Annotated in this window: 19 protein-coding genes and 2 tRNA genes; 9 read left to right on the forward strand and 12 right to left on the reverse strand. The window is 50.1% G+C overall.

The features are described from left to right. Positions 1–32: 32 nt before the first annotated feature. From TPRIMZ1_RS0104110 to TPRIMZ1_RS0104120, 3 genes are read right to left on the reverse strand one after another with little or no spacing between them, the layout of a single operon-like run. Complete coding sequence (locus tag TPRIMZ1_RS0104110) at positions 33–2,324, reverse strand: hypothetical protein (RefSeq protein ID WP_232616736.1); 2,292 nt, start codon at positions 2,322–2,324, stop codon at positions 33–35. Beyond that, complete coding sequence (locus TPRIMZ1_RS20405) at positions 2,279–2,692, reverse strand: hypothetical protein (RefSeq protein ID WP_026043511.1); 414 nt, start codon at positions 2,690–2,692, stop codon at positions 2,279–2,281. The genes TPRIMZ1_RS0104110 and TPRIMZ1_RS20405 overlap by 46 nt, the downstream gene beginning before the upstream one ends. Next, positions 2,689–3,762, reverse strand: a complete 1,074-nt coding sequence (locus TPRIMZ1_RS0104120) for a glycosyltransferase (RefSeq protein WP_010255513.1) — start codon at positions 3,760–3,762, stop codon at positions 2,689–2,691. Before TPRIMZ1_RS0104120 ends, TPRIMZ1_RS20405 begins: the two co-directional genes overlap by 4 nt. An 80-nt stretch (positions 3,763–3,842) precedes the next feature. On the opposite strand from TPRIMZ1_RS0104120, the gene TPRIMZ1_RS0104125 reads away from it, so the two are divergent. The 4 genes from TPRIMZ1_RS0104125 to TPRIMZ1_RS0104140 all read left to right on the forward strand — a co-directional run bounded on the left by TPRIMZ1_RS0104125 (position 3,843) and on the right by TPRIMZ1_RS0104140 (position 6,921). Beyond that, positions 3,843–4,553 carry a CDP-alcohol phosphatidyltransferase family protein gene (locus TPRIMZ1_RS0104125; RefSeq protein WP_010255515.1) on the forward strand — a complete coding sequence of 237 codons (711 nt, stop codon included), beginning with the start codon at positions 3,843–3,845 and terminating at the stop codon, positions 4,551–4,553. A 24-nt stretch (positions 4,554–4,577) separates the two neighbouring features. Continuing rightward, entirely contained in the window at positions 4,578–6,017 is a 1,440-nt protein-coding gene (gene wbaP / locus TPRIMZ1_RS0104130) for an undecaprenyl-phosphate galactose phosphotransferase WbaP (protein ID WP_026043512.1), read from the forward strand. Next, positions 6,018–6,788 (forward strand): DUF6675 family protein, encoded by a 771-nt coding sequence (locus tag TPRIMZ1_RS0104135; RefSeq protein ID WP_010255520.1) that lies wholly within the window; start codon positions 6,018–6,020, stop codon positions 6,786–6,788. Between the two features lie 61 nt (positions 6,789–6,849). Further along, a tRNA-Gly gene (locus TPRIMZ1_RS0104140) sits at positions 6,850–6,921 on the forward strand. Positions 6,922–6,986: 65 nt separating this feature from the next. Here the strand turns inward: TPRIMZ1_RS0104140 and TPRIMZ1_RS18440 are convergent. From TPRIMZ1_RS18440 to TPRIMZ1_RS0104175, 7 genes are all read right to left on the reverse strand, one after another. Further along, on the reverse strand, positions 6,987–7,232 hold the full coding sequence (locus TPRIMZ1_RS18440; protein WP_010255522.1) for a hypothetical protein: 246 nt from the start codon (positions 7,230–7,232) through the stop codon (positions 6,987–6,989). A gap of 84 nt (positions 7,233–7,316) precedes the next feature. Next, a complete protein-coding gene (locus TPRIMZ1_RS0104150) occupies positions 7,317–8,144 on the reverse strand; it encodes an adenine glycosylase (RefSeq protein ID WP_010255524.1) in 828 nt (275 codons plus the stop codon). Beyond that, entirely contained in the window at positions 8,145–8,693 is a 549-nt protein-coding gene (gene cmk / locus TPRIMZ1_RS0104155) for a (d)CMP kinase (protein WP_010255525.1), read from the reverse strand. Further along, positions 8,690–9,556: a YicC/YloC family endoribonuclease gene (locus TPRIMZ1_RS0104160; protein WP_010255526.1), complete on the reverse strand. Its 867-nt coding sequence runs from the start codon at positions 9,554–9,556 to the stop codon at positions 8,690–8,692. The genes cmk and TPRIMZ1_RS0104160 overlap by 4 nt, the downstream gene beginning before the upstream one ends. Next, positions 9,553–10,923 carry a UDP-N-acetylmuramate--L-alanine ligase gene (murC, locus tag TPRIMZ1_RS0104165; protein ID WP_010255527.1) on the reverse strand — a complete coding sequence of 457 codons (1,371 nt, stop codon included), beginning with the start codon at positions 10,921–10,923 and terminating at the stop codon, positions 9,553–9,555. The genes TPRIMZ1_RS0104160 and murC overlap by 4 nt, the downstream gene beginning before the upstream one ends. 156 nt (positions 10,924–11,079) lie before the next feature. Then, positions 11,080–11,838: a pseudouridine synthase family protein gene (locus TPRIMZ1_RS0104170; RefSeq protein WP_010255528.1), complete on the reverse strand. Its 759-nt coding sequence runs from the start codon at positions 11,836–11,838 to the stop codon at positions 11,080–11,082. Beyond that, on the reverse strand, positions 11,835–12,659 hold the full coding sequence (locus TPRIMZ1_RS0104175; protein WP_038077823.1) for an RsiV family protein: 825 nt from the start codon (positions 12,657–12,659) through the stop codon (positions 11,835–11,837). Before TPRIMZ1_RS0104175 ends, TPRIMZ1_RS0104170 begins: the two co-directional genes overlap by 4 nt. A 99-nt stretch (positions 12,660–12,758) precedes the next feature. Between TPRIMZ1_RS0104175 and TPRIMZ1_RS0104180 the strand changes: the two genes are divergently transcribed. Both TPRIMZ1_RS0104180 and TPRIMZ1_RS0104185 read left to right on the forward strand, forming a co-directional pair. Next, positions 12,759–12,830: transfer RNA gene (locus TPRIMZ1_RS0104180), tRNA-Glu, on the forward strand. A 221-nt stretch (positions 12,831–13,051) separates the two neighbouring features. After that, complete coding sequence (locus TPRIMZ1_RS0104185; RefSeq protein ID WP_010255530.1) at positions 13,052–14,242, forward strand: HD-GYP domain-containing protein; 1,191 nt, start codon at positions 13,052–13,054, stop codon at positions 14,240–14,242. On the opposite strand, the gene aroH is transcribed toward TPRIMZ1_RS0104185, so the two are convergent. Both aroH and TPRIMZ1_RS0104195 read right to left on the reverse strand, forming a co-directional pair. Then, positions 14,243–14,611 carry a chorismate mutase gene (gene aroH / locus TPRIMZ1_RS0104190; protein ID WP_010255532.1) on the reverse strand — a complete coding sequence of 123 codons (369 nt, stop codon included), beginning with the start codon at positions 14,609–14,611 and terminating at the stop codon, positions 14,243–14,245. It lies immediately after the preceding gene. Beyond that, entirely contained in the window at positions 14,608–14,961 is a 354-nt protein-coding gene (locus tag TPRIMZ1_RS0104195; protein WP_010255534.1) for a hypothetical protein, read from the reverse strand. Before TPRIMZ1_RS0104195 ends, aroH begins: the two co-directional genes overlap by 4 nt. An 87-nt stretch (positions 14,962–15,048) precedes the next feature. Here TPRIMZ1_RS0104195 and TPRIMZ1_RS0104200 point away from each other — a divergent pair, with 87 nt between their 5' ends. From TPRIMZ1_RS0104200 to TPRIMZ1_RS0104210, 3 genes are all read left to right on the forward strand, one after another. After that, entirely contained in the window at positions 15,049–15,840 is a 792-nt protein-coding gene (locus TPRIMZ1_RS0104200) for a hypothetical protein (RefSeq protein ID WP_010255536.1), read from the forward strand. Between the two features lie 67 nt (positions 15,841–15,907). Continuing rightward, complete coding sequence (locus tag TPRIMZ1_RS0104205) at positions 15,908–16,558, forward strand: TP0733 family outer membrane beta-barrel protein (protein WP_010255538.1); 651 nt, start codon at positions 15,908–15,910, stop codon at positions 16,556–16,558. Positions 16,559–16,573: 15 nt separating this feature from the next. Beyond that, entirely contained in the window at positions 16,574–17,779 is a 1,206-nt protein-coding gene (locus TPRIMZ1_RS0104210) for a hypothetical protein (protein WP_010255541.1), read from the forward strand. The last annotated feature ends 1 nt before the right edge of the window (position 17,780 follow it).

The following is a 17,780-nucleotide window of genomic DNA, read 5'->3' on the forward strand; positions in this document are numbered from 1 at the left end:
TATTAGTGCAAATAACAGTATATATACTTTTTTCATTGTTTTACTTTCTGCCATGGCTCCCATGAATCGGCGCTAAAAATATTAGGGGCTACGAGCTTTCTCTTTCCGCTTAGGTTGAGAAAAATCGGTCCGTGGCGGCGGGGTTGAAAAGAAACTGCATTTACAACCGTCAGTGGTCCCTCCTTTGGTGATGATCCTATGGGTGTTCCCAGATAGGGATTCACCGGATTTTCCATATCCGCAGTCACAATGGTACTCATATCGGCGTTGGTCATAAATTCACCGGATATAGCCAAAGTTCCATGAACGCCCGGTTGTTTTACTATTAACAAGGGGTTATAGGATGTCATATTGGTATATTTAAAAATATCCGTACTATACCCATCCCCATGATCGGCAACGATAACGATCCGGGTATTATCATAGACACCCATCTCCTTTAGTGAATCTATCCAACGGCCCAGGGCTTTCATGGCAGCCATAAAGGTGTACATATACGATGTGTTATCTTCGGAACCAAATAGGGTAATCTCCTCCGGGCTGTAGCGTATTGGTCCCGGCACGGGTATTAATTCTGCGGTATAAGCCCCTGGTATATGGGTAGTCTCGTTCATAAAAATATTCAAAGTATCGACCCCGGTATCAGCGGCGCAGACATCGGACAGATAATAGAGGCTCGCATATTCGGTAAGTCCCCGGCCATAGGCGTTTGAAGCCCCGTCCCTCCACCAGCTTCCTTTATAGTGAATTCCGTACCGCAGGGCAGGCAGGGCAATCCTGAATAGCCCATACCGGAATAGAATATCAAAATCAAAACTATCAATAAGCCGTTCCGCTTCATGGGGGAATTCTTCCATAAAGCGCCGGTCAAATCTGCCATCCAAATTTTGGGCGCTCACATTTTTCATGCCGCTGAAAACGGTAAGGTCCGGGACAAGTTGGAGGTTTGTCATGGATGGGTCCGTGATGGATACCCGGTATCCTGCTTCGCCGAAAATTCTCGGCAGCATGGTAAGCGCCTCATTCACCTTGTCTTTCAGGTTAACCATATCCCTGGCATTGATGTTATCGGGAGAATAATCATACCCCCCCATCATCGCGGGGAGCCCGACAATGGTACATTCGCCGAAGGACATGGTATTGGGGTACCAGGTAAAACCGTCAAGTTTTTCAGCCAAACCCGGCATCTGTTCCAGGGCAGTATACAGGGCTATGCCCGTAGCCCGATCAAGAAAGACAACAAAGTTATTGGTTCCTGTCCTTGTAAGGGGAAATACCACCTGGGATATGTCCCGGGAACCGGCGGCTTCCCGTAATTCGGAAAGCTGTTTCGATTCGCTAAGGATGCTGTTAATATTGATAATAGTTAACACCAGTACCGCTATGGCTGTGGCGTTGAAAAGCGATGAAACAATTTTCTGCAAATGGAAGAAAATAAAAACACCACTTATACTGCAGGCGATAAGCACCGCGACAATATTCGCCCAAAAAGGAAAGGCGTTTACAATTGCCTGGGTATCCTCAATTTTAAAACTATTGGTCATAGCCCCATAGGAAGCGCTTAGGGCAAATAAACAAATGAGGGACAATATGACTAATATGCTGAATGTGAAGGAAAGGATAGTCCGCACCGATTGGCTTGCAAATAACCAGATCAACAGGGGCAGCAGTATAAAAAAAGCAAGGCTTTGCAAAAAGGTTTGGATGATGAATTGGAATGGAGCGTTAAAGTCTACAACCGATGCGGCAATAACCTGAGCGGGAATAAGGACGCCCATGATCAGGCAGAGCAGAGCGAGGGCGGAAAAATACAGTTTAACACAGTCTGCCGCAGGCAATGGGTGGGCGGAGACTATATGGATAAGCCCCTTCCAAACAAAAGGAGCGGCCAGAAGGGCTAACCCCAGGCCGGTGAATAAAAAAACGTACCGATCGATATCAAAGGCGCCGGACAGTGACCCGATTATCAGGAGAAGCGCAAAAACTGAGATCACCAGTTGAAGCGCCTTACCGGGGGCTTTCAGTTTAGCGCAGGCGATGTTTTTCCCCAGGGAGAATACATTATTGCAGGTCCAGTAGAGAACAAGTCCCGAAGGTGAATTATAGAGCAGAATTAAAAATATAAAGGATATTCCAAAGAGCTGTATCTTTTCCCGTTTACCTAATCCCTTGGTGTAAATGAAAGCTGAAGCAATATTTACCGCAGTCATGATAATGGGCATGATATTAAAAGTGCGGCCGCCAAACGGTATAAGCCCATCGGGAAGGCCGAGATTTCTTAGCAGCAGGAATGATTCGCCGACAAGGGACGGGGTATGGGCCAAAAATTGATAGGCTGCGAAAAAGAAAGGAATCTGCAATAAAAACCAACGCTGGATCGCAGGGCATAGAGGGGGGAATATCCCATCTGGCGGTAATAGGTGTTGATGATCAGCTGCCGTTCATCACCGGAAAAAACAGCCCGGATATCCGCAAGCTTCTTTTTCATCCGATCCTGGAGCCCGCGTTCCTCCTGCTGCCAGCGGTCGGCAACCGTGTAGATAGGCAGCAGCAGGGTATTTACCACAACGCTTAAGCCGATAATGGCCAGCCCGGCGTCATAAAAGGTACGGTTAAAAAGTACAAAGAGGAATTCAATGATAGCCCGTATGGGCCAGATACAAAGGGTATACAGTATATCTGGTATACTCATGACGATACCGCAAGGGCTGTATATATCGTACCGTAGCCCTCCCCCATCTTTTCAACCGAGTAATCGGTTTCTACCATGTTTCTGCTTTTTGCGCCCATGGCAATAGTTTTAGCCTGGTCCTGGAGCATACGGCCAAGAAGCTCCGCCCCTTCACGCGCATCCTTAAAGATATACCCGTTCTCCCCGGGATTAACCAGATCACGGTTTCCCGGTACATCCCGCAGCAATAATGCGCAGGAACCGTTCATAGCCTCCAGTACCCCAAAGGGAAGGCCCTCCCAGGCGGAAGTGGAAAGGTACACCAGGGTTTCCGCTAAATAGGAATCCACCTGTTGTTTGTCCACCCAGCCGGTTATGGTACAGTTCTTTGATTTCAGCGTATCCCCCAGGGGCCCCTCCCCGACCCAGCAAAAGGGGACGCAATCGGCATCAAAAACCGATGCGATTTCATTAAACAGGGCCGGATCTTTTTGGGTACCCGCAATCCCTACAAAGCTGACGAGCCGGGGAAACGGGGCTTTTCTTATTGGGGTAAGGGCAACCCCGTTACATACATAGAGGGTCTTTCTTCCAAGGGGGGCGTATATTTCCGCCTCCGATTTGCCGCATCCCACCACGGTTCCCCCAAACCATCCGCCTACCCTCTCCAGGAAGCGGAAAAGCCGCCTTTTGAGGGACCCGATATCGGTACGGATAAAAGCGGCGCAGTGGGGGGTATAGATTACCCGGGATATACCGAGAAGCCTGCACGCCAAGCGTCCGAGGAAACCGGCTTTTGAGGAATGGAGGTGGATTACCGTTTCGGGAAGCTTTTGGTAGGGTTTTAAAAGGCGGATCAACGATCCGAGGGCACGGACATCCTTAATCAGGTTTATTTCCCGATCCGCGAAGGGCCATGCAATAAATTCCACCCCCGGGGGAAATTTGTTTCGTACGTTGGCAGCTTCATCAACCCACATCCGTGAACCGTGGATTACTATGTGCTTTATCTTTGGCAGTTGTTTTGTTATGGTAATTACCGCGGTGGTGACACCGGATGCAAAGGGTTCAAGCACATGAACAACGGTCATAGATAAATAATAGGGAACTATGGTTCATTCTGTCAATCGGTGGTATATTTATAGATAAAAATTGCAGAGGAGACAAACCTATGGCGTACACCTTTCGGGATATTATCGATTCCCTGCCCCCGGAGAAGCGGCAGCAGGATGGTCTTTGGACCCGTTTTGTTTTGCGTCCCCTGTCTATCCCGATAACATGGCTTGCCCTGGCCCTGGGTTTAAGTGCAAATGGGGTATCCTACATATCGGTTATTTTTAGCCTGACCGGGGGTGTTCTCTTTTCCCTTGAGGGCTTTGCGCTTCCCCTCTGGGGCGCCATCATCCTTAATATGTTTTCAATTCTTGACTGTGTGGATGGCAATATTGCCCGGGTAACTAAAACTGCCGGCCCCTGGGGCGGATGGGCAGACGCGGTGATGGGATTTATTGCCTACACGGCGGTGTTTCTATCCACCGGTATCTATGTGTACCTACGGACCGGCTGGTGGTGGATCCTGGTGCTTACCGCCCTGACATCATCGGCCAATCTGCTTACTCGGGTAGCCTATCAAATCTATAAGAATATTGAAGGTAAAACCGCCCATGGATCGGTTTCCTTTGAACGGAAATTAGCGGAAAACGTAGGTGTTACCGGTTTTCTCATGCCTGCCCTGATTATTTGCCATTTTTCAGGCGGAATGGAGTATATTATTGCCTTCAACCTGCTCTTTTACCTGGGTGGATGTGCAGCAACGATTTTTAAGTTAGCGAAAAAGGCAAATTTAGCCGGGAAGAGCAGAAAAGAATCTTGTCAAACTTAACTTTTTTTATCATGCTAGTAGTATATGACTCTGTCAGATTTTGATGTTTGGTATAGGACCAGATACCGGCGGACTAGTTCTGCCCTTACAACTACTGCTATGGTTTTGGCCGATCTTTTCGGGGTCATGGTTTCCTTTGGGGCGGGTTTCTTTCTGGTTAACCTCTACGACATGAGCGCCATTAACTTTAAGTCCTTTGTTACTTATTGGCCCTATCTGCCGTTGTTTATTGTGGTGTTCCAGATAGCCCGGCTGTACCCCGGGATTTCCCTGGCGCCGGCGGAGGAGCTGCGGCATTTTACCATTGGTTCCGGTATGGCCCACGGGGGAATTATTATTTCCCGATATATTGAGGATACGGAATTTGATCCCATTTCTGTGGCCTTTATTATCAGTTTTGTTTTTTCAACCATCATCCTTTTAATCTGCCGATCCTGTATGCGGGCGATCCTGCAGAAGTCGAAACTGGGGGGTATTCCGGCGGTTATATTCGGCGGGGGGAACACAGGCCGCATGGTGGTGGATCGCTGTCTCCGGCGCAGGATTGGGTATGTGCCGGTCCTCATCCTGGATGACGATCCCTCCACGGGCGAGGAATACCAGGAGGTTCCTATCATTCATGATACCGGTATCGGGCCGGAACTGGTAAAGCGGTACAATATAAAAACGGCTATTGTAGCTATGCCAAAACTGGATCGTAAAGTCCTGGCCCATCTCCTTAACTACTCGGTTTCGGCGTTCCGGTATAATGTGTTAATCCCCGATTTTTTTAGCATAACCAATATTTGGATGTCCGTGCGGGACTTTGAGGGGATCCTCGGGCTCGCTACCAGCCAGAAACTGAAAATGTTCTGGAACCTGGGGATTAAGCGATTTATTGATCTGAGCATCGTTATTGTAGGGGGGATTCTCATACTGCCTGGGCTGCTGTTTTTTGCCCTGCTGATAAAACTCTCCTCCCCCGGGCCGGTACTGTACGGGCATACCAGGCTTGGACTTAACAACAAACATTTTAAGGCTTATAAATTCAGATCCATGGTGGTTGACGCCGAGGAACAGCTTGAAATAATGCTGGAATCGAATCCCCAGATCAAGGAAGAGTGGGAAACAAACCACAAGCTGAAAAACGATCCCCGGGTTACCGGAATTGGCCGATTTTTGCGGCGGACCAGTTTTGATGAATTTCCCCAGCTGATTAACATCGTTAAAGGCGAAATGAGCCTTGTGGGGCCACGCCCGGTGGTGGATGAGGAAGTCGAAAAATACGGTGAAGATTATAACCGCATTTTTTCCGTCAAGCCGGGGCTTACCGGACTTTGGCAGGTTTCCGGAAGGTCGGATACAAATTATGCGGAAAGGGTAGCCTTTGACACCTATTATCTGCAGAGCTGGTCGGTGTGGCTTGATCTTTGGATTCTGTATAAAACCGTTGGGGTTGTGGTTAGGGGAAAGGGAGCTTATTAGGTGAAGATAAAGGTACTTCTGCTCCTGATGTTCCTGAATGTTTTTTCCCTCTTTGGTCAGCTCCGTTCCTTTAATGATCTGTTTCCAAACCTTGATACGGAAAAAAGAGAAACGGTATTTTCCGGCATCCTCACCGAATCCGGGAATGCGGATGCCAGCCTGGGTTTATTACCCTCCGGGGAAATCGGAACGAAAATTTTCAATTTAACGATAACGGATCTGCGCCCTTCCTGTTTGGTGGAATCCTTGACGGTAATACCCTATCTTGATAAACCGATAGGACTTTTAGCGATATACAATGCCATGGGGAAGATACGCGGTTTAAAGGGGCGTTTGTACCATTCCGCTACCCGGGATGAAAATGTCCCTCTTTTTGAGGATGCGACCCGTATTGAAAGTCCAAGGCGAACCAGGGCTATACCGGACCCTGTGGATTCCACTATCCTGCCCAAGTCGGACAGAGTCTATGTATTGTTGAAGGATGTTAATTTCGGCAATTCCTACTATCAGGCGGATATTTTTACCGAATCCTATGGATTGCTGTATGGGTTATCGAATTTCAGGAACCTCTCCTATGTTATTCCGGTAATTAAAGAGGGAAAATTCAGGGCCCTGTTCTATGTTGAACCGGTTGCTGAGGGGGTTTTGGTTTATAGTGCCGCCGCAGCGGAGGTTTCCAATTTCATTTCGAACAGGATAAACATCCCTTCAGCTATCCGAAAACGGATTGAAGTTATTTTAAGCTGGTTAATTGATAATATATCAGAGTAAAAGATGCGAAACTTGACACGAATATGGTTTTTTGGGTAAGATAGTTAGGTAGAAAAAACTTGCGGATGTCGTATAACGGCTATTACCCCAGCCTTCCAAGCTGGAGACGAGGGTTCGACTCCCTTCATCCGCTGTAGTTTAAAGACTGGGTGTTTGCGCGGGAACTCCGTTGCAAGTGGCACACCCAGTCTTTTTTTGTCAGGTCCCTGTACCGGGGGTTGAAAAGTCGGGGTTCTTGAGAAGGGGCCTCTTGGGAGCGGGGGCCTTCTTGGGTTCGGAAACTTTTTTAGCCGCCGGTTTGGCTGCGGTTTTTGTTTTTGTGGCTGCGCCTTTTTTAACAGTCTTTGCCTTAGTTGCAGCGGCCTTAACCGCCTTAACTGCCTTTGGCTTTTTAGGTATTACGGTAAATTCAAGTTCTTTCCCGCAATGTGGGCATTTTGCCATGGTACTTCTCCTTTAGTGGTTGGATTCCTTAGTTTAAATATCGGTAAAAAACAGTAAGCCTTTAAGAAGAATTATTATGCTTACTTAGATGGCGCCTATCCGGTAAACCCCGTCCTCTTCCGCTACCATGGACTCCTTTTGTAAGGCTTCCAGGGCTTTATAAAGATCCGTCTTTTCTATTCCCGTGCGCTTGCGGAGTTCTTGTACCGAGGCGGGCCCTTCGGAAACCAGGGTACGAATTAGGCGGCCCCGGGCCTGCCGGAAGGAACCTTCGAAGGGGCTTTGCCGGGTGTAATGGGCGCTGTGGCGGTTAGGGTTTGGGGTGATTTTTTTCAGCGCCGCCCCGTAATCCATCAGGGCCCAGTACCATTTACGGGGATTTTTTTTATCCAGCACCGATTCAAGGATGGGGAAAATTTCAGCGTCCGACACCTTGGTGTCGGACGATACCTTCAGGCGATCTTGAAAGTAAAAGTGGATCACCGTTGCCCGTATGTTGGTTTCGATGAAAACCGCGGGGTAGTTATAGGCAAAGCAGGAAATAGCCCCGGCGGTATAGGCGCCGATTCCCGGCAGGGGGAGCAGTCCCTCGGGGGTATCCGGAACCTTCCCGTGATATTCGGTGGTGATGCAAGCGGCACACTCCTTGAGGTACCGGGCTCGGCGATTGTAGCCCAGGCCGCTCCATTCCCGAAGCACCTCCTCCAGGGAAGCCTTTGCCAGATCCCCCGGTTTTGGCCAGAGCTTCATCCACCGTTCCCAGTAGGGGATAACCCTATCGGTCTGGGTCTGCTGGAGCATGAACTCCGAAACCAGAACACCCCAGGGATCCGTATCCTCCCGCCAGGGGAACACCCTCCCCGCTTTTTTAAAATTGGTATAGATAATATTTCTGAATTCTGTCCGGTCCATTCAGCTTAGTTTTTCTTTGACCTTGGCTGCTATGAGGTCCGCAATCCCCTTAGGATCAAGGGTATCGGTGTCCACAACAAGATCTGCGAAGCTGTAGTCATCGTTATCAATGTTGTATATCCGCAGGTACCGTTCCCGATCCTGCCTATCCCGTTCTGCGGTAAAGGCCGCCACGGACTCAATGGTTCCGCCTTCGCGCTTAACAATACGTTTTGCCCGGGTTTCCGGCGCTGCCGTAAGGTATACCTTGAGATCCGCCTCGCCCAGCATCCATATGGCCAGCCTGGAACCAAGTACACAGCCTCCGGTCTCCCGGGCGATACTGAGCTGCCGCTGGTCCACTTCACGGTCCCAGGAATCGTCCGCAGCAGCCTGGGTGAGCACTTCCTCAAGGCTCATTCCCCGCTCCAAAGCTAAACTGCGGAAGGTAAAGTTAATAAACCGAAGCCCCAGCAGCTCCGAAACCAGCTTGCTGACCGTGGTATTGCCACACCCGCTTTTTCCCGATATGGCGATCCGTGGACCTTCGATGCGTGCATCGTCTTTCATTCTATATTCCTTAACTGTTCCCTGATATTTTCCAGGGCGTTCTTCATATCCACCACTGCCCGGCTTACTTCAAGAACCGGTGTTTTGGATCCAATGGTATTGACCTCCCGGTTTATCTCCTGGCAGAGGAAGTCGAGTTTCTTCCCGGGGCTTGGGTTCCGTTCTGTTTCGGAACGGAACTCCGCAAGATGCGAGGATAACCTGGATAATTCCTCAGAAATGGTATATTTCATTAGCAATACTGCGGTTTCAGCCAGGATACGGTTCTCGTCGATCCGGTCCCCCAGTAATTCGGCGAACCGGGTTTTTAGGTTTTCCTGAATGGAAGCTTCTAGGACGGGGACATGGGCGGATACGGCCTTAAGCGCTTCTTCCAGGTAAGCGATGTGACCCAGTATATCTTCCTGGGTATGCTTTCCCTCCCGAACCCGTTCCACCTCGAACTGGTCCACAGCTTTCTGAAGCAGGGGGGTAATAAGACTACGGTACTTCTGGTCGTCACGGTTCTTTTCTATCTCCAGTACCCCTTCCATTCCCAGGAGCAATGCCAAACCCGGTTTTTCCGGCAGGCCGAGCTCTCCGGCTAAATCAAGGATGCTGTCATAATAGGTTTTAGCTGCCCTATGATTTACCGAAATGAAAATATCGGAATTACGTTCCTTAACACGGATATTCACCTCTACCTTTCCCCGATTAAGCCTGCCGGCAACATAGTCCCGGATTTCTCTTTCCAACGAAGACAGGAAGGGAGGAAGGTTGACGAAAAGATCCAGGAAACGGCTGTTATAGCCCTTTATTTCCACCGAAAGGGAGATATTTTCATCCTGAATTTCCTGGCTGGCATAGCCGGTCATGCTTTTCATTGCGCAGTATCCTGGTAATAATCAAAAAGAACCCTGCCGAGCTTCCAGTTATCACCGGCGCCCATGGTAAGGAAGAGATCCCCGGGCTTAAGTATTCCCTTTAAAAGATCCGCCGCCCCCACGGGCTCTTCAATATAGTACACTCCGTCCTGAAGCTCCTTGGTTTTTTCAAAGAGGGTCCGGCCGGTAACTTCGCTGCTAACTACTTCCCTGGCGGAACCGTAGATTTTGTGGAGTACCACCTGGTTAGCGGTTTTAAAGGAAGCGGCAAACTGATCCAACAGGGCTGCTGTTCTGGTATAGGTGTGGGACATAAAGCTCAGAACAATCCGGCGTTTGGGGTAAAATTCCCGCAGCCCCTCCAGGGTGGTTCGGATAGCGGTGGGATGGTGTCCGTAGTCATCCATAAAAAGTATGCCCCCCGCTTCCCCGAGGATCTCCTGCCGCCTCCGGCTGCCCCGGAAATCTTCCAGGGCCTGCCGTACCGCTTCGCGTTTCTCGCCGGTCCATCCGCCGTATTCCGCTTTTACCAGGGAGTCCGTCAGGGCCAGGGCTGCAACGGCGTCCAGGGCGATGTGCCGTCCGGGAAGACGCAGCTTTAATTCTCCGGGAAATCCCGCTATCCGCAGGGTAGTCCGTTCCTCCCCTGTTTGCAGTGATACTATTTTAAAATCGCCCTTGGCATGTACACCATAGGGAATAAGCTTGACGATCCCCTTGTTGACCGAATTGGCAACCTCGGTTGCACCGGGATCATCGGCGCAGTAAATCAATTCACCGTTGATGGGAAGCAGCTTGGCATATTCAATAAAAGCATTCCGGATCGATTCGTAGGTAGGATAATAATCCTGATGATCGCTTTCCACGCTGGTCAGGACAATGCGCCGGGGATGAAAGGACAGAAAATGCCGGCGGTATTCACAGGTTTCGGCTACAAAATATTTGTTTCCAAGGCTGAGGGTTGAGCGTCCGCCGAATCCATTAACGGCGCTTCCCGCGAGGATACGCGCAGGAAGCCCCGCCGCCCGTATGAGGGTTCCCGCTATGGCGGTGGTAGTGGTCTTCCCGTGGACGCCGGCAATACCGGATGAGTCGAAAAGGGCAGAATAGGCGCCAAGGGCCTCGGTATATTTCAGCACCGGGATACCGCGCTTTTCCGCCTCCGCAATTTCACTGTTGCTGTCCCTGGAATAGGCCGCCGAACGGATCACCAGAACGGCGTCTTGGGGAATATGTTCGGGGGCAAAGGATTCATAGTAGGGAACGCCCAGTTCCTTGAGGATCCCATCGGTATAAAAGACCTCATCCCTATCGGATCCGGATATATTGAACCCTGAATTGTGGAGTAGTTCCGCCAAGGCGCACATACCGGTACCCTTGATACCGATGAAATAAACAGTCGGCGCTGGCAACGAAGTTCCGGAGCTATCGGTTCGAGAACCGTTCCAGGAAAGAAGCTTCTCAAAATTCATACAGCCATGGTAGCCCATGGGATCTTTTTTTTCAACCGCGCCGTGAGACCCCTAAACATCCTCAATAATAGGCGGGAGCTGATAGTTCCTGTCCTCACCGGAAAGGGGGTCCCGGAATGACAGGCCCTGGGCCTGTAATGCCAAGGGACGATCCGTGCTATCCGGCTCCGGCAGCCCCCCGTAAAGTGTGTCATTGAGGATGGGATATCCCAACCATGCCAGGTGGCAGCGTATCTGGTGGCGGAATCCCCGGGCAATGCGCACCCTGAGACAGATGACTTTTTCGGTAGGATTCAATTCCAGAATCTCGGTTTTATAGAGGCTTCCCCTATCCAGGATAAACTCCGGATGTTTTTTTTTGGAAGAAGTATTTGGAAGGACGGGTCGTACCGCCCTTCTCCCGGGGCCATAGGAACGGAAGCCGCTTTCAATGGCAAAAGGAACCGTTCTTGTAGCAATTTCCGGAAACCCTGCGGGGGGAAATCCCGGCAAAGGAGACTGGACTATGGGGCTTGTAAGGGCGCCGTATTCCTTGACGAGGGTCCCCTGCTCCTGTTGTTCTTCCAGGGCTTCCAAAGCTTCCTGGGTCCGGGCAATCAAGACCAGTCCCCGGGTTCCGTAATCAAGCCGGTGAAGGAGGCCCCCCTCCCACTCAAGCCTGCTGCGGGGACTACGGAGCTCCGGGTAGAGGCTTGCGCACCAGTCCAGGAGAGTATCCCCTCCCCCGCCTTTAAGGGGCGCCGAGTGCATCAGGGGGGGTTTGTAGACCACTAGGAAGCCTTCGGCTTCGGCCAGTACCCAAGGAATCACCGAAAATCTTTTGTCAGGGAAAGGCCGCGTTCGGTAAACAGACCTTCCAGTTGATCAAAGGGAATGACTATTTCTATGAGGCCCATCACATAGGGGGCAATTTCATAGGGATCCCATTGGAACCCCAGGCCTTGGGAATTTAAGAAGAAATCTTCCAGCTTATCCACCGAATTTTCAAAGAATCCCTGTTCGGACAGGGGAATCCAGTCCGGTATTTCCATTAGTTTACGGAGCGCAGCTTCCACCAGATCATTCAAGTCTGATTTTGTATCTTCCCGGAGGATATCATTGAGAGTAAGCTGCCGCTTTTCATCCAGACTAAAGACATAATAGTCCCTATTCCGCATACCATGGGCGCCGCCGGTATAATATTCCCACTCCCGGCTGATTACCGTTACCTTTGAAGTACCGGCGCTGAATTTAAAAGCTTCGTTGTAAAACCAGTTTAGCGCCTCCCTGGGCATATCAGGAATTCGTTCCGCCACAAGCCGCATTTCCCCGTACATTTTGTCGTAGCCGTAGAGCCGTTTATTGGCGTATTCGTCAGCATTTTGGCCCTCGTACAAAATATCAAGAATGAATCGTTTCCCCGATGCGGTGATATCAAATAATGAAAGGGCAATATCCATTTTGGGACTGGTATCCGGCGCACCGGGATAGAGAAAAACAGTCCTCTGACTGTACAGGGGTATATAATCACGGGCTTCCCGACTTGAGCCGCCGGAAACCGCCGATCCGGTGCTTGTACAGGCCGCAGAAAACAGAGTCAAAAAGCAGAGAAGGGCCAGTTGGATGGTTCGTTGCAATTGTTTTGTTTTCATAAACCAAAGTATTGAAGTGTTTATACCTTAGAGTCAAGGCAATATATTGACAATACTGGGGAAATTTTATATATTTCTGCTACCCCTTGTGGGTGTCGTGTCTCCTTCGTCTAGTGGTTAGGACATCGGGTTTTCATCCCGACAACGGGGGTTCAATTCCCCCAGGAGATGGAACAAAAGCCGACCCTTAAGTCGGCTTTTGTTTTGGAATTTTTGCGCCGCAAAAATTCCGTGGTAAAATGAACAGGGCTGGAAAGCCCTGTGGGGAATTGAAGCCTTTTCGCTGGAAAGCGTCCAGGGATGGACGCGGGCGAAAAGGCCGGCCTGGAGGCGGAGGGCAGGAGCCCGAAGCCGTAAGGCAATTCCCCCAGGAGATGTACTACAGTATAATAATGACTATCAGAATGGATGCCTTGGTTGGGGCCATTGCAGTTGCCCTGGACATTGTCGAAGGGGAACTGCTGGGGGCAAGTACCCACCACGGAAAGCGCATTGCCGCCCTTTGTTCCGCCATGGGACGGCATTTGGGGCTAAACGAAGACGACCTGGGCTCCCTGACCAGCTGCGCGCTGCTCCACGATAACGCCCTTACGGAATATATTTTAGCCGAACGCGAAGGCCGGGAATCCAGCATGAAGCTCCACTGTGAGTTCGGCCAGCGGAATGCGGATACCCTGCAGTTCAAAACCAACATCGACGGCTTTATTCTCTATCACCACGAGCGGGCTAATGGCGACGGGCCCTACGGAAAAAGGGCGGGGGAATATCCCCTTGGGGCTGAGCTGATTGCGATTGCCGATTTTATCGATGTTTCCCATCACCTGCAAAGGGTAAGCCTGGATCAACTGCCCCAACTCCGGCAGGACATTGCCGCTAATACCGGAGTAATCCATACCCCCCTTGCCGCAGAGGCTATGCTGGCGGCGCTGGACGAAGCCATGCTTCTTTCCCTGGGGGATGACCGGATCCTGGACACTGCGGACAGGCTGATCCCCCCCTGGACCATGGACATGGACAGCCAGGTAATTCTGAACCTTGCGGGCTTCGTCAGCCATATTATCGACTATAAATCCGCTTTTACACGCCGCCATTCCGCGGGGATAGCCGACAAAGCCTGGAGCATGGGGCAATACTACGGCTATGACCATACCATGCTGTCGGAGCTGTACCTTGCCGCCAGTCTCCACGATATCGGCAAGCTGACTATTCCCACGCAGATCCTGGAAAAACCGGATAAACTGGACGACCATGAATTCAATATCATCAAAGGGCATGTACTCAAAACCTATGAACTCCTTGGGGATATAGACGGGTTTGAACAGATCCGGAGCTGGGCCTCCAACCATCATGAAAAACTGGACGGTTCCGGGTACCCCTTTGGGAAAGGGGCGGATGAGCTTGATTTCAATTCCCGGCTCATGGCCTGTATCGATATATACCAGGCGGTAAGCGAAGCGCGGCCCTATCATCCCGAGCGGGATCACAAAACCACCATGGAGATTCTCTATGATATGGCAGGAAAGGGTTATGTGGATGAAAAAATCGCGAAGGATATGGATAAAGCCTTAAGTATACGGACCTAGTTAGCTTATGTCTGGGCGCAGGACCTCCGCTCCGTTGCGGTACACATAGCGGGGTACGGCGCCTTCGGCCATGTAGCAGTGGATCAGGACCCGGATGGTTTTTGGAAGACTCCCCACGGCGGCGGATTCCTGGAGGGAGAAGAGGGCGGTCTCCCCTGCCCGGCCGGATTTACGCAGGGCGGTGGCGGGGTTTAGTACGTCCAGATCCGCCGTTACCGAGAATATCACCGAAACCAGATCCGGTTCTTCCAGTTTATTGCGAACCAGGAGTTCGTCATAAAGGGCGGCCACCTGTTCCACCATATCCTGGGGATCGTTTTTACACTGGGTTGCCCCCCTAAGGGCGAAAAGCCGCTTGTCCGCTGTCATGTTCTGTTTCCTCCCGCCGCCACTATGATAAACGCCGCCAGGGTGGCTATGACGGCGCCGAATATTCCCAGGGCTATATATAATCCGGCGCCTCCCAGGAGGCGGTACTTTCTGTCGTGAACGATAATCCATACATTCAGAATAATCCCATAAATCGAGCTTACCGCCAAGGAAAGCCCAAGGATAACCGATAGGCGGAGGAGCAATAGCTGGGTCCGGTCCATAAATTCCTGGGCAGTTCCGATACCGTAGAGGTATACCACCAATAGGCTGAGCAAAAAGAAAAAAAGAACCGCCCGTTTTACCAGGATCGCGATGAAAGGTTTTTTTAACGGCCGGGAAGCAGGCATCCCTGGGATCTCCTCTGACGGATTGCTAGAAATCCGGGTTACATATTATCATATTAATACTATAATATAATATATCAGGAAGGTTCTATGAAGAAAGTAGTTGGGTTATTGATAATACTTATTCTTGCCGGAGCGGCCTTTTTTTTCGGCTGGGCGCAGCTGCCGGTTCCACCAGGTTCCTACGGAGTGATACGATCAAAAACCCATGGCGTTGATACCATTTTGATACGGGAGGGAGAATTCCGCTGGATCTGGTATAAACTTATTCCCACCAATACGGTTACCCTGGTTTTTACCCTGAACCCGGTTTCCAGGACTATTTCCGCCGATGGGAACCTGCCATCGGCGGAAACCTATGCGGCTGCGGCGGGGATTAACGCGGATTTTTCCTACGAGTTAGGGGCGCTTATTTCCTTTACCCTAAGGGCCGCTTCTCTACCATCCCTGGTACGCGAAAAAGGGCTTGACGGCCAGGAGAGTTTGGAGAACTATGAAAATGAACTGGCGGAAAAACTTGATTTCTTTGTCCTGGAGCGGCTTGAAGCCTATGCATTGGATCTAAAGTTTACCCAAGGCCCCGTAAAAACCGCCGCCGCTGCCCGGTTAGAAACGGAAATACTCCAGGCTTTTCCGGATATAGAGAATTTTTCCTGTACCGTTCAGAACATCAAGCTGCCCGATCTTGCCCTCTACAATACGGCCCGGTCGATTTACGAGGAGTACCTTGATAAGCAGAAGGAGTTCCTTAAAACCGAAATGGCGGGTCAGGCGGAGCGGAGCGTCAATTCCCTGTTTCGTTTCGATGAACTGGAAAAGTATGGTGAATTGCTCACCAAATACCCGGTATTGCTCCAATATCTGGCTCTTCCCAGGCCCTGATGTTGTATTAATGCTGATGGTTTTAGTATAATATGTTCTATGCATATCTTGATTGAGAGGTTTATCCATGACCGCAGCTCGGTTTAAAACTTTTTTCTTTTTGATACTCCTTGTGGTTTTGCTGTTTCCTTTGGCGGCTCAGGATTCGGAAGATGAAGGGGATGATGGCGATGAGGATGAAGGCGGAGGAGTTCAGCTCCCCATAGATTCGGATTGGCCGGACACTATCCCTGAGGTATATTCCCGGGGCGATAAGATTTTCGGTATTTCCCTGGGCGCCCTGTTTCCTCTATTTTTTGTCGGAGAATCGGGTATCCTGTCCAACAATGTAAACATAGGCGGTACTCTTGCCCTTTCTTACAACTACTTTTTTAACAGCCATTTGTTTTTTGGGGGAGAATTGGGAGGTATGTTTGCTTCAACAAAGGGGGAAAATGTAATGTTTATTGTCCCCATGGGCCTGCGGATAGGCTATCAGTTTATCCTGGGGCACTTTGAAGCGCCCTTCGCCCTAATGGTTGGCATTGCCCCGCAAAAATATTTGGAAGAAGGTTATTTTGGGTTTTTTGCAAAACCCTCGGCATCCTTATTCTGGCGCTTTAATTCCGACTGGTCATTTGGGCTGAACACCGCCTGGTGGTGGGTTCCTCAATGGGCGGATAGGTCTGTATATGGCAATTTCGTAGAACTTACCTTATCAGCACGATATCATTTCTAATACAGGATGAGAAAAATGTTTGCATTGTATGATAAAATTAAACTTTTTGCACCCGCTGTTTTACTTCCTCTCCTGATTATAGCGGCGGGCTGCGCCCAGGATTCCATTTTTGATGATATATCCCATGAAGTACCGCCCACTAAGCCTTTCATTGTAGGGGGGCCTTCCAAAATAATCGAAGCGGGGGGGAAACTCTATGTTACCAACGGTAGAATCTTTGAATATGATTTGACCGGAAACGGACGTTGGAAAAGATCCACTTCCGGCCCCGGCGGAAAGGTCCAGGATTTGGCCGCCGATTCAGGTTTTCTCTATGCCCTGTCTATTATTGGTACCGGGCGCAATTTTCAGGTATGGCAAAAAGAAAAAGACGGCAGCGAATGGACGCGGCTTACAGCGGCAACCGAGGCCGAAGGCTACACTGTGCAAAGTTTATTCGGCACCGAGGATCAGTTGTTTATGGGGGCATCCATAAGCAACGGCGGGGGAAATGACTACGCGATTTTATATAAAAAAGGCACCGAATTATACTTTTTAGAGAAAACAAATGGAATCCTCAGCGGAGCCGGAAAAATAGATGATGTCTACTATTTAGGAACCCTGGGAAGCGGAATCCATATGGTAAAGAAAGATCAATTAGATCCGTCCATCGCCACACCTGATGTTACAGCCGCAGTGTCAGTTCCCATGGATGCTATTCCCACAAGGATTGCCGGATTTTTACAGCCCACCGGCGCCGATTATATCATAGCCGCCAGCAGAAACGGTTATATTTTGTACGGCACGAAGGACGGCTTTACGGTTCCCACAACATCATTGGGGGGAACCTTTACCGGCGCCCTAGCCTTGACCCCGGCGTATACCTATACGGGGAGTTCATCTGAACCTGTTGCGGACACTATGCTGCTCCTTATAGGCATAGATGGAAGGAAAAGCTACTCCAACCATGGATATAAGGAAGTGGCATTTAATATATACTCCGGAGTTGTAGATGGGGAATACCCCAAAGAACCAGGAATTGGAGATCCTACCAGTATTGATAAAAACGGGAACTATGTTTCGACCCTCAAGAAATATCCGGTCACATCAATGTATGCCTTGGAACATATCTCCGAAGCAGAGCCAAATCCTATCATGTTTGCTTCCACCCCGAAGGAAGGTCTCTATTCCTACCGGTATCGGTCTAACGGGGGAGGCTGGCAATGGAACCACGAAGAATAGG

This window comes from Treponema primitia ZAS-1, from assembly GCF_000297095.1.
Lineage (GTDB): Bacteria > Spirochaetota > Spirochaetia > Treponematales > Breznakiellaceae > Termitinema > Termitinema primitia_A.

Coding starts and splice junctions, on each gene's coding strand:
- TPRIMZ1_RS20405 (WP_026043511.1), bottom strand. CDS start 2,692: ATGAGTATACCAGATATACTGTATACCCTTTGTATCTGGCCCATACGG.
- TPRIMZ1_RS0104120 (WP_010255513.1), bottom strand. CDS start 3,762: ATGACCGTTGTTCATGTGCTTGAACCCTTTGCATCCGGTGTCACCACC.
- TPRIMZ1_RS0104125 (WP_010255515.1), top strand. CDS start 3,843: ATGGCGTACACCTTTCGGGATATTATCGATTCCCTGCCCCCGGAGAAG.
- wbaP (WP_026043512.1), top strand. CDS start 4,578: ATGACTCTGTCAGATTTTGATGTTTGGTATAGGACCAGATACCGGCGG.
- TPRIMZ1_RS18440 (WP_010255522.1), bottom strand. CDS start 7,232: ATGGCAAAATGCCCACATTGCGGGAAAGAACTTGAATTTACCGTAATA.
- TPRIMZ1_RS0104150 (WP_010255524.1), bottom strand. CDS start 8,144: ATGGACCGGACAGAATTCAGAAATATTATCTATACCAATTTTAAAAAA.
- cmk (WP_010255525.1), bottom strand. CDS start 8,693: ATGAAAGACGATGCACGCATCGAAGGTCCACGGATCGCCATATCGGGA.
- TPRIMZ1_RS0104160 (WP_010255526.1), bottom strand. CDS start 9,556: ATGAAAAGCATGACCGGCTATGCCAGCCAGGAAATTCAGGATGAAAAT.
- murC (WP_010255527.1), bottom strand. CDS start 10,923: ATGTGCGCCTTGGCGGAACTACTCCACAATTCAGGGTTCAATATATCC.
- TPRIMZ1_RS0104175 (WP_038077823.1), bottom strand. CDS start 12,659: ATGAAAACAAAACAATTGCAACGAACCATCCAACTGGCCCTTCTCTGC.
- TPRIMZ1_RS0104185 (WP_010255530.1), top strand. CDS start 13,052: ATGACTATCAGAATGGATGCCTTGGTTGGGGCCATTGCAGTTGCCCTG.
- aroH (WP_010255532.1), bottom strand. CDS start 14,611: ATGACAGCGGACAAGCGGCTTTTCGCCCTTAGGGGGGCAACCCAGTGT.
- TPRIMZ1_RS0104195 (WP_010255534.1), bottom strand. CDS start 14,961: ATGCCTGCTTCCCGGCCGTTAAAAAAACCTTTCATCGCGATCCTGGTA.
- TPRIMZ1_RS0104200 (WP_010255536.1), top strand. CDS start 15,049: ATGAAGAAAGTAGTTGGGTTATTGATAATACTTATTCTTGCCGGAGCG.
- TPRIMZ1_RS0104205 (WP_010255538.1), top strand. CDS start 15,908: ATGACCGCAGCTCGGTTTAAAACTTTTTTCTTTTTGATACTCCTTGTG.
- TPRIMZ1_RS0104210 (WP_010255541.1), top strand. CDS start 16,574: ATGTTTGCATTGTATGATAAAATTAAACTTTTTGCACCCGCTGTTTTA.